Annotated in this window: 11 protein-coding genes; 3 read left to right on the plus strand and 8 right to left on the minus strand. The window is 64.1% G+C overall.

Annotated features, from left to right (window positions below):
* Positions 1 to 13 precede the first annotated feature (13 nt).
* Both LI72_RS14315 and LI72_RS14320 read right to left on the minus strand, forming a co-directional pair.
* Entirely contained in the window at positions 14 to 1615 is a 1602-nt protein-coding gene (locus LI72_RS14315) for a carboxyl transferase domain-containing protein (RefSeq protein WP_033926605.1), read from the minus strand.
* Entirely contained in the window at positions 1615 to 2772 is a 1158-nt protein-coding gene (locus tag LI72_RS14320) for an isovaleryl-CoA dehydrogenase (RefSeq protein WP_033926606.1), read from the minus strand. The genes LI72_RS14315 and LI72_RS14320 overlap by 1 nt, the downstream gene beginning before the upstream one ends.
* 103 nt (positions 2773 to 2875) lie before the next feature.
* Here LI72_RS14320 and LI72_RS14325 point away from each other — a divergent pair, with 103 nt between their 5' ends.
* Together LI72_RS14325 and LI72_RS14330 are read left to right on the plus strand one after the other, a co-directional pair.
* Positions 2876 to 3751: a LysR family transcriptional regulator gene (locus LI72_RS14325; RefSeq protein WP_033926607.1), complete on the plus strand. Its 876-nt coding sequence runs from the start codon at positions 2876 to 2878 to the stop codon at positions 3749 to 3751.
* 159 nt (positions 3752 to 3910) lie between these two features.
* The gene (locus tag LI72_RS14330; protein ID WP_033926608.1) at positions 3911 to 4468 is read left to right on the plus strand and encodes a hypothetical protein; all 558 of its coding nucleotides are present in this window, start codon (positions 3911 to 3913) and stop codon (positions 4466 to 4468) included.
* A 179-nt stretch (positions 4469 to 4647) separates the two neighbouring features.
* Here the strand turns inward: LI72_RS14330 and LI72_RS14335 are convergent, their stop codons facing one another.
* The 4 genes from LI72_RS14335 to LI72_RS14350 form a co-directional block, all read right to left on the minus strand.
* Complete coding sequence (locus LI72_RS14335) at positions 4648 to 4971, minus strand: helix-turn-helix domain-containing protein (RefSeq protein WP_033926609.1); 324 nt, start codon at positions 4969 to 4971, stop codon at positions 4648 to 4650.
* The gene (locus tag LI72_RS14340) at positions 4955 to 5338 is read right to left on the minus strand and encodes a type II toxin-antitoxin system RelE/ParE family toxin (protein WP_033926610.1); all 384 of its coding nucleotides are present in this window, start codon (positions 5336 to 5338) and stop codon (positions 4955 to 4957) included. Before LI72_RS14340 ends, LI72_RS14335 begins: the two co-directional genes overlap by 17 nt.
* A 72-nt stretch (positions 5339 to 5410) precedes the next feature.
* Entirely contained in the window at positions 5411 to 6574 is a 1164-nt protein-coding gene (locus tag LI72_RS14345) for a glycosyltransferase family 4 protein (RefSeq protein ID WP_033926611.1), read from the minus strand.
* Positions 6575 to 6594: 20 nt separating this feature from the next.
* Positions 6595 to 7497, minus strand: a complete 903-nt coding sequence (locus tag LI72_RS14350) for an alpha/beta fold hydrolase (RefSeq protein ID WP_033926612.1) — start codon at positions 7495 to 7497, stop codon at positions 6595 to 6597.
* A gap of 37 nt (positions 7498 to 7534) precedes the next feature.
* Here LI72_RS14350 and LI72_RS14355 point away from each other — a divergent pair, with 37 nt between their 5' ends.
* Positions 7535 to 8935, plus strand: coding sequence for a protein adenylyltransferase SelO family protein (locus LI72_RS14355; RefSeq protein ID WP_033926696.1), 1401 nt, complete (start codon positions 7535 to 7537; stop codon positions 8933 to 8935).
* Between the two features lie 166 nt (positions 8936 to 9101).
* Here LI72_RS14355 and LI72_RS14360 read toward each other — a convergent pair whose 3' ends face one another.
* Positions 9102 to 10355, minus strand: coding sequence for a DUF445 domain-containing protein (locus LI72_RS14360; protein ID WP_033926613.1), 1254 nt, complete (start codon positions 10353 to 10355; stop codon positions 9102 to 9104).
* Positions 10356 to 10371: 16 nt separating this feature from the next.
* A complete protein-coding gene (locus LI72_RS14365) occupies positions 10372 to 13551 on the minus strand; it encodes an efflux RND transporter permease subunit (protein ID WP_033926614.1) in 3180 nt (1059 codons plus the stop codon).
* Positions 13552 to 13684 lie beyond the last annotated feature (133 nt).

The following is a 13684-nucleotide window of genomic DNA, read 5'->3' on the forward strand; positions in this document are numbered from 1 at the left end:
CCCTCCACCCCCCTCACATCCGAAACACGCCGAACCGCGTGCCCTCCTCGACCGGCGCATTGAGGCACGCCGCGAACGCCAGGCCCAGCACGTCCCTCGTTTGCGCGGGGTCGATGATGCCATCATCCCACAGGCGCGAGGTCGCGTAGTACGGATTGCCCTCGTCCTCGTATTTCTGCCGCACCGGGGCCTTGAAGGCTTCCGCCTGCTCGGGCGTCCAGCTTTCGGCGTCGCGGTGGACCGTCGCCAGCACCGAGGCCGCCTGCTCGCCGCCCATCACGCTGATGCGCGAGTTCGGCCAGCTGAACAGGAAGCGGGGCGAATAGGCCCGGCCACACATGCCGTAATTGCCCGCGCCGAAGCTGCCGCCGATCAGCACGGTGACCTTGGGCACGCTCGCGGTCGCCACTGCGGTGACCAGCTTGGCGCCATGCTTGGCGATGCCTTCCGCCTCGTACTTGCCCCCGACCATGAAGCCGCTGATGTTCTGCAGGAACAGCAAGGGGATGCGCCGCTGGCAAGCGAGTTCGATGAAATGCGCGCCCTTGACCGCGCTCTCGCTGAAAAGCACGCCGTTGTTGGCGAGGATCGCGACCGGCATTCCCCAGATATGCGCGAACCCGCACACCAAAGAGCTGCCGTACAGCGCCTTGAACTCGTGGAACTCGGACCCGTCGACAAGCCGCGCGATCACCTCGTGCACGTCATACGGCGCGCGCACGTCCGACGGGATGATGCCGTACAGCTCTTCGCTATCGAACTTCGGCGCGCGCGGATCGCGCAGATCGATATTCGGCTGAGGGATCGGCCCCAGGTGCGAGACGATGTCGCGCACGATGGTCAGCGCGTGCTCGTCATTCTCCGCGACATGATCGACCACGCCCGACTTGCGCCCGTGCAGATCGCCGCCGCCCAGGTCTTCGGCGCTGATTTCCTCGCCCGTCGCGGCCTTGACCAGCGGAGGCCCTGCAAGGAAAATCGTGCCCTGGTTGCGCACGATCACGCTCTCGTCGGACATCGCGGGGACGTATGCGCCGCCGGCGGTGCAGCTGCCCATCACGCACGCGATCTGCGGGATGCCCTTGGCGCTCATGTTCGCCTGGTTGAAGAAGATGCGACCGAAATGCTCGCGGTCGGGGAAGACCTCGGCCTGGTGCGGCAGGTTCGCGCCGCCGCTATCAACGAGGTAGATGCACGGCAGCCGGTTGGCCTCGGCAATCTCCTGCGCGCGCAGGTGCTTCTTCACCGTCATCGGATAGTAAGTGCCGCCTTTGACCGTGGCGTCGTTGCACACGATCATGCACTGGCGACCCGAGACGCGGCCAATGCCTGCAATCATCCCCGCGCCGGGAATTTCGCCATCGTACAGGTCACATGCTGCCAGCTGGCCGATCTCGAGGAACGGCGCGCCCGGATCGAGCAGCCGCTCAACCCTTTCCCGAGGAAGCAGCTTGCCCCGCGATGTGTGCCGCTCGCGCGACTTGGCGTTGCCGCCCAGCGCGGCCTCGCCGACCTTGCTCCACAGCTCATCGCGCAAAGCAATATTGTGCGTATATGCTGCGCGGTAGGTCTCTGAATTCGTGTCGATCTTGGTGTCGAGTGTGGGGGCAGACATCAACGCGCTCCGATCAGTTCGCGCGCGATCAGGAAGCGGCGGATCTCGTTGGTCCCCGCGCCGATGTCGTACAGCTTGGCATCGCGCAGGAAGCGCTCCACCGGCCAGTCGGTGGTATAGCCCGCCCCGCCCAAAGCCTGGATCGCCTCCAGCGAGCATTTCACCGCGTTCTCGCTGGCGAGCAAGATCGCGCCTGCGGCATCGAACCGCGTTGTCTTGCCCGCATCGCAGGCGCGGGCCACCGCATAGACATAGGCGCGGGCGCTATTGAGCGCGACGTACATGTCGGCGACCTTGGCCTGCACCATCTGGAACGCGCCGATGGGCTGGCCGAACTGCTTGCGCTCGCGCACATAGGGCAGCACCACGTCGAGGCACGCCTGCATGATGCCCAGCGGCCCGGCGGCCAGCACCGCGCGCTCGTAATCGAGGCCGCTCATCAGCACGCCGACGCCGCCGTTCAGCGGGCCCATGATGTTCTCTTCCGGCACGAAGCAATCGTTGAACACCAGTTCTGCGGTGGGGCTGCCGCGCATCCCCATCTTCTGGATCTTCTGGCCGATGCTGAAACCCGGCATATCCTTTTCGATGATGAACGCGGTGATCCCGCCCGATCCCTCTCCGGTCTTGGCATAGACGATCAGCGTCTCAGCATAAGCCGAGTTGGTGATCCAGAACTTGGTGCCGTTGAGCCGGTATCCGCCTGGCACAGCCTCGGCCTTGAGCTTCATCGAGACCACGTCGGACCCAGCGCCCACTTCGGACATCGCCAGCGACCCGACATGCTCGCCCGAGATCAGCCCGGGCAGATATTTCGCCTTCTGCTCCGGATTGCCCCAGCGGCGCAGCTGGTTGACGCACAGGTTCGAATGCGCGCCATAGGACAGCCCCAGCGAGGCGCTCGCGCGGCTCACCTCTTCCATCGCGATGACGTGTTCCAGATAGCCGAGGCCGAGGCCGCCGTCTTCCTCGCTCACGGTGATGCCGTGCAGGCCGAGCTCGCCCATCTGCGGCCACAGCTCGACAGGGAACCAGTCCTCGGCATCGATCTTCGCAGCGATCGGCGCGATCTTGTCGGCGGCGAAGCGTGCGGTGGTGTCGCGGATCATGTCCGCAGCCTCGCCGAGCGCGAAGTCGAAATCGGGGAGCGTGGACATGAAAAGGCATCCTCTCGTTTATCGTTCGATTGAAGCGGCTTTTAGCCCGAGCGGTCAACAAAGGAAAATTGATATCGACCGGGGTTTATCCTAGACGGTGTCTATGATCGAACGCTATCTGCTGCGCTACTTCCTCGCCGTGGTCGAGCATGGCAATTTCACCCGCGCGGCAGAAAGTTTCAACGTCACTCAGCCGACGCTCTCGGTGGGCATCGCGCGGCTGGAAGAAAGCGTGGGGCAGCGCCTGTTCCACCGCTCCAATCGGCGGGTCGATCTGACACCGACGGGTGCACAATTCGCCGAGCACGCAAGGGCCATCGAGGCACAGTTCAACCTGGCCGAGGAGGCGATGAAGCAGGGCCGACCCGATGCCATCATCCGGCTCGGCGTCCTCTCGAGCATCCCCACGGCGATCATTGCCGCGATGGCCGGGTCTTTGGGCGAGATCGACGGCCTGCGCACCGAATTCGTCGAGGGCCGCGCGAGCGAGCTGCAGGACCGGCTGGACGCGGCGCGGATCGACATGGCCATCACCACCGAGCCGCAGGGACGGCATCGCGCGCAGTTCGATCCCGTGGCATCCGAAGGCTATGGCCTCGCCCTGCCCGCCAGCCACCCGCTTGGCCAGCGCGCCTCGATCGCCGCGCACGAGCTCGCCGACAACGTGATGCTGGTGCGCCGCCATTGCGAATTGCTCACCGCGACCAGCCAGCACTTCACGGCAAGAGGCGTCCGCCCCTTCTTCGCCGCCCGCTCGCGAAACGACGATCGCATCCTGGCGCTGGTCGCCGCAGGCGTGGGCGTGACGGTGATGCCGGATTGCTTCACCGCGCCGGGGGTAGCGCGCGTTCCGATGGAAGACTTCGCGCATATGCGGACTTTGGGGCTATTGGTGCGCAAGGCGGACGCGGTGCCCGAAGCGGTGGTGGCGCGAGTGCGTGGGGTGCTGGCGGAGCGGATTGGTGGGGTTTGGGGGTGAAGGAAGAAATTTTACGCCGAGGTGCGGGGTGGCATGGTCGGCAGCCGGCGGCAGTGCGTACTTTCCTGATGGCCCTACCGGGACTTAGCTTATAAGGAGTTGCTAACTTATTAGGATATCCTTATAAGGATACGACTGCGTCTTGAAAGGAACTGTCGTATGGCTGTCGTGTCCTATGTATCCACCACTAAATTGCTTTCACTTCTTGCCACAGCGGATCCGCAGAGGACCTATAATGTTCGCGTACTTAGTCCGACGAAGTTGTCGCTTGAGACCGAAACCTTTCAGCCGGTCTCGATCATCGACCTTGCAGACGAGAAGGTTATTCCCGCAAGCGGAAGCGTTGAAATCGCTCCTGTCCCCAAGAAGGCGAGTCGTCGGCGGGGAGAATATTGCCTCTCTGTTTTTGGAGAAACGACAACCCTGTACTCGCTGAAGGATTTGCTCGCCGCTGGGCTGATAGCGCTTGAGAAGCATCGTCCGGGAACTCTCGACAAGCTATCGAAGATCAAAACTACGACGAAGCGTATCGTCGCACATGATGCCGCACACCTGTACGATGCAAAGGGGCTATCCGAGAAATATGCCGCCTCCTTGGGCAGCGGTTGGTGGTACGGTACCAACAATTCCGCCCAGGAAACGGAGGCATGGCTTAAGCGAGCCTGTGAATGCGCCGGAGTCCAATGGGGGGGCAAGGATTTTTCAATTGTGGTCTGAAACGAACTACCGCCGGGAACGGCCCGGCGGTAGCTTTTCCGGTAATAAACCCACCGTGGCCGCTTCGCTTGAATTCTGAGGACATCTGTGCCCACAAACACACCCGGCATCTAAGCATGACTTGCCGATGCCATATGGTTTGATATCAAAATGCACCTGAAACACCGACACGCCCCAGCCTAAGCCAGCACCCCCAACCCATGCTTCTGCACAATCGCCAGCAGTTTGAGCGCCATACCGCTGGGGCGTTTGGCACCGGTTTCCCATTTCTCTACGGTGCTTTCGCTGGTGTTGAGATAACGCGCAAACACCGGCTGGCTCACGCGATGGGCTTCGCGCAGTTGCTTGATCTGCTCGGGCTTGAAGGCGGGTGGCGCTGACAGGCAGCTTTCGTCGAAAGTGCGCATGGTCGCCTTATCGATAGCCCCCACTTTGCGCAGCGCAGCGGCAGAGGCGTGGATCGCCTCGAAAGCATCGCTCTTAAATTTAGTTTTGGTCGTCATTGCAAATCTCCATGATGTCGCCATCGGCAAGCAAGTGCGCAATCTGGGCTTCGGTCAGTGTCTCATAAATCTTGGACAGCTTCCGAAAGGCCGCCAGTTCGTTATTCTCGATGTTGGCCCTGTCCTTCTTTGCGAACAGATATTCATACATCCAGTGCCGCCCCACCTTGGCGACAATGATCGCGCGATGCTGGTTCTTGTTGAGGCGCTTCTTGAAAACGCCGCCGCCAAGATCATCGGCCTGCCCCAGCATGACCTGCGCAATCGCAACGCACAATTCACCGTCAGTGATACGCGCCTTGCGGGCCGCTTTGGCGAACCAAGCGGTTTTGAACACGCGGGCAGGTTTTGAGGCGACCGCATTCATGTGCCAAAAGGTAGCACTCAGTGCGGTCTATTGTCAATGCGCCAACCGCCTCACCCTAGTCGGCAAAGTTGTTTACCGCCCAAACTCCGGCCGCCCCATCGCTCGCCCATACAGCGCCGCATACCTCTCCAGCATCTTGCGCTCATCGAACTCGGCCTCGGCCTTCGCGCGGTTGGCTGCCCCCAGCGACGCGCGGAGCGCGGGGTCGCTGGCGAGGCGCTTGAGGTTGTCGATCAGGCCGGCCTCGCTGCCCGGTTCGCCCAGCAGGATCGCGTTATCCGGCGCGACCATGTTGGCGACGTCGCCCACCATCGGCGCGGCCACCGGAAGCCCTGCCGCCATTGCTTCCATCACCGAGATCGGCTGCTGTTCGCTGTCCGACGACAGAGCAAAGATGTCGAACAGGCCGATATAGCGCGCAGGGTTCTTGAGGAAGCCCGGCATCAGCAGGCGATCGGTCAGGCCGACGCGCGCGGCTTCGGCCTCGATCGCGGCGCGTTCGGGCCCCTCGCCCACGATCACCAGCCGCACCGGCATATCGAGCGCGGCGACGGCGCGGACCAGCCGGGGCAGGTTCTTGACTGCGCGCAGGCCTGCGAGCGTGCCGATCACGATCTCGCCATCGCGGCGCTGGAAGCCGGGCATCGCGCCGCGCTGCGGGCGCTTGGCGTACGCTGCGATATCGATGCCGTTCGGAATGCGGCGCACGCGGCTGTCGGGCTGTTTCCACATATCGAAGGCGATCCGCTCGAGCGTGTGCGAGGGGACCACCAAGGCCTCGGTGCGCGCGAGCCCCATGATGCGGAACCAGTTGCGCTTGCGCTTGAGGCGCACCGCCTCGTCCTCGTTGAAGCCATCCTCGTGGTGGATCACCGGCGGCAGTGGCGTGGTGCCGGCAAAAATGGTGCGCGCCATCACGCCATCCATCGCACCCCAGTTGTAGCTGAGGATCAGGTCGAAATTCTTGAAATAGTCGACGAACTGCCGGTAGCGCGCGATGCTGGGCTTGCCCGCCAGCGAGGGCGCATCGGTCGGGAAATCGGCGCGGATGCCGGGCGCGATCGCAGGCCGCGCGCCCAGCGCGCCGGGCACCGCCGTCAATATGGTGTGGTGCGCTTGCGGCCCGAAATGGTTCATCAGCCGCACCGCGCGCGCCTCCTTGCCGCCCAGGTCGAAGGTGCTGTGCAGATGCAGGATGCGCGCGGGCCGGGTCGCGGATTTGGCAGGGGGCTTCATGGGCTCGAGGCTATAACCGCTTACGGGTGGGTCGCAAGCACCGCGGCATCGACGCGGGTGAGCAGATCGTCGATCGCGGCGGCCACTTCAGGCTCTTCGAGCGTCGGCGCGTGGCCCTTGTTCTCGACCGTCAGCAACCGGCCCTGCGGCAGCATCGTCAGCATCCGCTGCGCCGTCGCCTCGCTGAACACATCGGAAAGCGCGCCGCGCACAATCAGCACCGCCGCGGGCGAGAGCCCCGCCATCGCGGGCCACAAATCGACCCCCGCCTCGCCGCCCGGCACCGCGAACGGTTCGGCGATCTTCATGTCGTAATCATAGACGATGCGCCCGCCCGCGCCGATCTTCATCGTCTTCTTGGCAAGGTCCAGCCATTCGCTCACGCCATAGCCAGGGAAGACCGCGCCTTGCGCTTCGGACAACGCGCGCGCTGCGTGCATCCAGGTGGGGAACGAGCGGCCCTGGCCGACATAATCGCGGATGCGCGCCAGCCCCTCGGGCTCCAGCTGCGGCCCGACATCGTTGAGCAGCGCACCGACGACGCGCCCGGGGCGGGTCGAGGCGAGCAGCATCGTGATCAGCCCGCCGAGCGACGTGCCGAACGCCACGAACCGCTCGATAGCCTCGGCGCGCAGCAGCGCCTCCATGTCCTGCACATAGGTGAGCGGGACATAGCTCATCGCGTCCTTGGCATAGGCGCTGTCGCCGCGCCCGCGAAGGTCGACGCAGATCACGCGCCAGTCGCCCGCAAGGCGAGCTGCGACCTGTTCGAAATCGCGTGCGTTGCGGGTGAGGCCGGGGATGCAGAGGATCGGCGGGCGATGCGCGTTTTCGGGCCGCGCAGGATAATCGCGAAAATGCAGCCGCAGCCCGTCATTGGACCACCAGAAACCGTCGCTATAGGGTTGATCTGGCTTGGACATGGTTGCGCGCGCTCCGTTCAAACCCCACTATCGCCCGATGACCCCAGAACCGCAAGCCGCTTCCACCCGCGCCGATCCCGCGATCCTGTCCATTGCCGATGCCATCGCGCACCCGGTCAAGGCGGCCAATTTCCCGCAGACGATCCTGCGCTTCCGCAACGACCGGCATGCCGCCACCATCGGGCTCGATGCGCTGGACGACAAGAGGTGGTGCCACCATTTCGGGCGGTTCAATCCGATGCCCGGCAACCTGCCGCAGCCGCTGGCGCTGGCCTATCACGGCCACCAGTTCCGCAACTACAACCCGCAGATCGGCGACGGGCGCGGCTTTCTGTTCGCACAATTTCGCGACGATAAGGGGCGGCTGCTCGACCTCGGCACCAAGGGATCGGGGCAGACGCCGTTCAGCCGCGATGGCGATGGGCGGCTGACGCTGAAGGGCGCGGTACGCGAGATCCTGGCGACCGAGATGCTCGAGACCTTGGGCGTGCACACATCCAAGACCTTCTCGGTGATCGAGACCGGCGAGAGCCTGTGGCGCGGCGACGAACCCTCGCCCACCCGATCGGCGGTGCTGGTGCGGCTGAGCCACAGCCATATCCGCTTCGGCACCTTTCAGCGGATCGCGTTCGAGGATGATGCCGCGAAGATGCATCGGGTGGTGCGGTACGCGCTCGAGACGCTGTATGACCAGCAGAACGGCGAGAACGATGCCGCGGCGCTACTGAACCTCGCGGTCGAGCGCATGGCAGACCTTGCCGCCAGCTATATGGTCGCAGGGTTCGTGCACGGTGTGCTCAACACCGACAACATGAACATCACCGGTGAAAGCTTCGACTATGGTCCGTGGCGGTTCGCGCCGACCTGGGACCCGGGGTTCACCGCGGCCTATTTCGACCACGGGGGCCTGTACGCCTTTGCGCGGCAGCCCGAGGCGATCCACTGGAACCTCGGCCAGCTCGCCGTCGCGCTGCGGCTGATCAGCGACGCGCCGCCGCTGATCGCTGCGCTCGAACGGTTCGGGCCGCTGTATCAGCAGGCGCTGGTGCGGCGCTTCTGCTGGCGGCTGGGCGTCGTCCCGCAGGGCATGGAGACGGACCGCGCGCTGGTGGGCGCGGCCGAGGCGCTGATGATGCAGGGCGGGCTGGGCATCGATGCGTTCTTTTTCGCCTGGATGGGCGATGCCACGCCGGAATGCCCCGCGGATCAGCAGGGCACCGAGGGCGAGGCGTTGTGGTCAGCGTTCGGGGCGGTCAAGGCGGGCTATGCGCCTGCGCGCGTGCGGACGCATGCGTACTGGCAGGGCGATGCACCGCAATCGATGCTGATCGGTGAGGTCGAGGACATCTGGGCGGCGATCGCCGAGCGCGACGACTGGGGCCCGCTGTCCGCAAAGGTGGACGCGGTCAGGACGATGGGCGAGGCTTTGCGGGGTTGAAAATCCTCCCAGAGCTTGTCTCGGGGAGGGGGGCCGCCGACCGAAGGTCTGGGGTGGAGGGGAAGCGAGGTGGCACATCGACTTATAGGCGGCACGCGCCCGCTGCCCCTCCACCACCCGCTGCGCGGGCGGTCCCCCTCCCCCAGCAAGCTGGGGGAGGATTTATTTAAAGCCACACCGTTGCCGTGTGAATCGCCAGGCCCACCAGGCCGCCGACCAAGGTTCCATTGATGCGGATGAACTGCAGGTCCTTGCCCACCGCATTCTCGACGCGGTCGGTGATCGTACGCGCGTCCCAGCGGCGCACCGTCTCGGACACCAGCCGCACGATCTGGTCGCCATAGCGGTTGGCGATGCCGACCAGGGTGCGGCGGGCGAAGCGGTTGATCTGCTGCTGCATGCGCGGATCGTTCTGCAGCGATTCACCGATCTGGCGCAGCCCGTCGCCGAACTGGCCGGACAGCGCATTGTCCGGATCGCGTGCCGCCCGCAGCAGCGCGGCGCGGCTGCGTTCCCAGATGCCGTCGAGCCAGCGCGCCATCGCCGGGTTGGCCAGCATCTCGGCCTTGATCTCGGCGACCTTGCCCTGCATTTCGGGGTCGTTGAGCAGCCGGAACGCCATCGTCTCCAGCCCCTCTTCCACCTTGTGGCGCAGCGGGTGTTCGACGTCCTCGGCCATGTCGAACAACAGGTTGTGCAAGCCATCGATGATTCCGGTGGCGAGCCTCTCGTCGAGCCCAGTCCAGCGCATGATCGAATTGGCGCGGCTGCGAACCATGTCCTTGAGCAGGTCTTCGTTGGCAAACAGCGTGCGCTGCGTCCACTTGATGATGCCGTCCATCAGCGGCAGATGGCGGTTGTCGGCGATCGCCGCGCTCAGGATCTGGCCGAGCAACGGCGCGACATCAAGCTTCTCCAGCTGCTGGCGCAGGGCCTCCTTGGCGTTGCCACCCAATCGGTCCTGATCGAGCGATTCCAGCACATCGGCGACCATGTTCGATGCGCCAAGCCGCAGCCGCCCCTCACCGCCTGTCGGCTGGACCAGGAAGCGCCCCGCCGCCGCCGCGACATTCATCGTGCGCATCCGTCGTGCCACCACCAGTGGCGTCAGGAAGTTGCTGCGCAGGAACTGCGCCATCGTGTCGCCGATGCGATCCTTGTTGCGCGGGATGATCGCGGTGTGCGGGATCGGCAGGCCGAGCGGATGGCGGAACAGAGCGGTGACCGCGAACCAGTCCGCAAGGCCGCCTACCATCGCCGCTTCGGCAAAGGCACGGACATAGCCCCAGCGGGCATCGACATGGCCCTCGGCCCAGTGCGTCGCCAGGAACACGCCCGCCATCACCACCAGCATTCCGGTGGCGATGGCCCGCATGCGCCAGGCCGGATCAGCGCTTCTGGGCAGAGCCACAGCGGTCATGACGGACGTCTGCCGTTCACTCCGCAGGCTGGATACCGTGGGGCTTGCCAGCCAACATGGCTTCGTCCGCAGCATTGTCGCCGGTCTTGTAGGTCAGCAGCTTGCGGCTCAGCCAGGGTCCGACCCGCTTTTCGATGCCGTCTGCCAGGCTGAAGCCAGCGGGCACGATGACCAGGGTCAGCAGCGTCGAAACGATCAGGCCGCCGATCACCACGATCCCCATGGGCGCGCGCCAGGCGCCATCGCCCGAAAGCGACAGGGCGGTCGGCACCATGCCCGCAGTCATTGCGACCGTGGTCATGACGATCGGCTGCGCGCGCTTGTGCCCGGCCTCCATGATCGCCTGCAACTTGGGAACGCCGTGGTGCATTTCCTCGATGGCAAAGTCGATCAGCAGGATCGAGTTCTTCGACACGATCCCCAGCAGCATCAGCACCCCGATCAGCACCGGCATCGATACCGGCTGGCCGGTGGCCCAGATGAGCAGGATGCCACCCAGCGGCGCCAGCGCCAGCGAGCCCATATTGACCAAAGGCGACATCAGCCGCTTGTAGAGCAGCACCAGCACCGCGAACACCAGCAGGACGCCAGAAACCAGCGCGATCACGAAGTTCAGGGCCAGTTCGGCCTGCCATTCCTGCTCGCCGAACGGCTTGGTGCTGACGCCTGTCGGCAGATTCTTCATGATCGGCAGGTTGTTGATGGCGGTCATCGCCTCGCCGGTCACGACGCCGGGCGCCAGATCGGCACCGATGAACACGCGGCGCTCCTGGTTGTAGCGCTGAATGGTGGTGGGACCCGAGCCGAAGGAAATCTCGGCAACGCGGCTCAGCGGAACCGATCCGCCTGCTGCGGTCTGCACCGGCAGGTTCTGGATCGTCTTGAAGTCATTGCGCGATTCCTTGGGCAGCACGACACGGATCTGGATCTGGCGATCCGACAGCGAGAATTTCGCGGCGTTCTGCTCGATCTCGCCCAGCGTTGCGATACGGATCGCCTGGCTGAGCGCCGCAGTGGTGATGCCCAGCTGGGCGGCCAGATCGGTCCGCGGCTTGATGATGATTTCAGGCCTGCGCATATCGGCGTTGACCCGCGGGCCGGTGATCAGCTTGAGACCCTTCATCTGCTCGACCAGGGTACCAGCGGCCGCATACAGCTTCTCGGGATCGGAGCCGGTCAGCATGATCGAGATATCGCGATTGGTGCCGCCACCGCCGGACTGCGAGGCAAAGCTGACCCGCGCATCGGGGATTGCCTGGAGCGTCTTGGCAAGATCGCGCTCGAACTCGAACGACTTCTTCTCGCGATCCTTCTTGAGCGTAACGAAGATCGTGCCAGTCCCCTCGCGAATACGGATCAGGGCACGCTCGACCTCGGGCTGCTTGTACATGATCGCGGCGACCTTGTCGGCGACGACCTCGGTCTGCTCCAGCGTGGTGCCGGGCACCATCTCGATCTGGATGCGGCTGTTGTCTTCGTTGATCGTCGGCTGGAACTGCGCGGGGGTGATCATGAACAGGATCACCGTCACCACGAAGGCCAGCAGTCCCACGCCCATCATCCACACGCGATGGTCGAGGAACATCGCGGCAAACTTGCGGCCGAAACCGGCCTTTTCGCCGCGGAAGGCACGGGCCCGGCTCTGATCGAGCGACCAGCCCAGGACCTTCATGTACATGTCCATGAGCCTGCCCTCGCCGTGCGCGCTGTGGCCCTTGGCTTCCAGGAAATAGGCCGCGACCATCGGCGTGATCATGCGCGCCACGGCAAGGCTCATCAGCACCGAGACCACCACGGTGATGCCGAAGTTCTTGAAGAACTGACCCGAAATGCCGGGCATCAGGCCTACGGGCAGGAACACCGCGACGATGCAGAACGAGGTCGCCACCACCGCCAGACCGATTTCGTCGGCCGCATCGATTGATGCCTGATAGGCGGATTTGCCCATGCGCATATGTCGGACGATATTCTCGATCTCCACGATTGCGTCATCGACCAATACGCCTGCCACCAGACCCAGCGCCAGCAGCGACAGGAAGTTCAGGTTGAAGCCCAGCAGGTCCATGAACCAGAAGGTGGGGATAGCGGACAGGGGGATCGCGATCGCCGAGATGATCGTTGCGCGCCAGTCGCGCAGGAAGAAGAATACCACCACGACGGCAAGCACGGCGCCTTCGATCATCGAGGCGATCGAGCTTTCATACTGGCCTTCGGTATATTCGACGCTGGTGCCGAGCGGGATGAACTCGATCCCCGGATTTTCCTTTTTCAGGTCCTCCATCGCATCGAGTGCTTCATAATAGACCGTGACATCGGATGCGCCCTTGGAGCGGGTCATCGCGAAATTCACGACTTCCTTGTTGCGCACCTTGCTGATCGAGGTCGGCTCGCCATAGCCATCGGTCACTGTGGCGATGTCGGTCAGCTTGATGGTGCGGCCGCCGCCGAGCGGCACCTGCATTTGCGAAAGGTCGAATGCAGTATCGGCGTTGCCCAGCACGCGCAGAGACTGCTTGGTGCCGCCGACATCGGCGCGACCGCCCGCGGCATCGATATTGATCTGGCGCAGCGCATTGTTGACCACACTGGCGGTGACACCGAGCGCCTGCATCCGCGCAGGATCCAGAACGACGCGAATCTCGCGGTCCACCCCGCCGAAGCGATCGACCTCGGCCATGCCATCGATCGCCAGCAGCCGCTTGGTGACGGTATCGTCGACGAACCAGCTGAGCTGCTCGATCGTCATGTCGTCGGCTTCAACGGCGTAATAGGCGATCGGCTCGCCCGTCGCATCGACCTTGGTCACCGACGGTTCGAGAATGCCCTCGGGAAGGCTGCCGCGGATCTGATCGACCGAGTTCTTGACCTCGTTCACCGCCTCGATGACGTCGACGCCGATCTCGAACTCGACAAAGGTGCTCGACGAGCCTTCGCTCGCGGTCGAACTGATGTTCTTGACGCCGTTGATGCTGCGCACCGCAGCTTCGATCCGCTGGGTAATCTGGTTTTCGATTTCGGTCGGCGCCGCGCCTGGCTGCGAGATCATGATCTGCACGGCCGGAAAATCGATGTCCGGGTTGTTCACCACATCCATGCGCATGAAGCTGAGGATGCCGGCAAACAGCAGACCGGTGAAGAAGACGAGCGGGATGATCGGGTTGCGGATCGACCAGGCCGACATGTTCCTGAAATTCATCGCTTTGTCCTCAACCCGCCGGGCAAACGGCCCGTGTCAGTTACGCTGTTCTCATACGGCCAGATGCATAGGCCATGCAACCCGCGCGGCCCGCCTGCGCCTCTCCCGGCTCCGGTCGCTCGACCAACGCACG

Origin of the sequence: Sphingomonas sp. 35-24ZXX (assembly GCF_000786215.1) — a bacterium.
Taxonomy (GTDB): domain Bacteria; phylum Pseudomonadota; class Alphaproteobacteria; order Sphingomonadales; family Sphingomonadaceae; genus Blastomonas.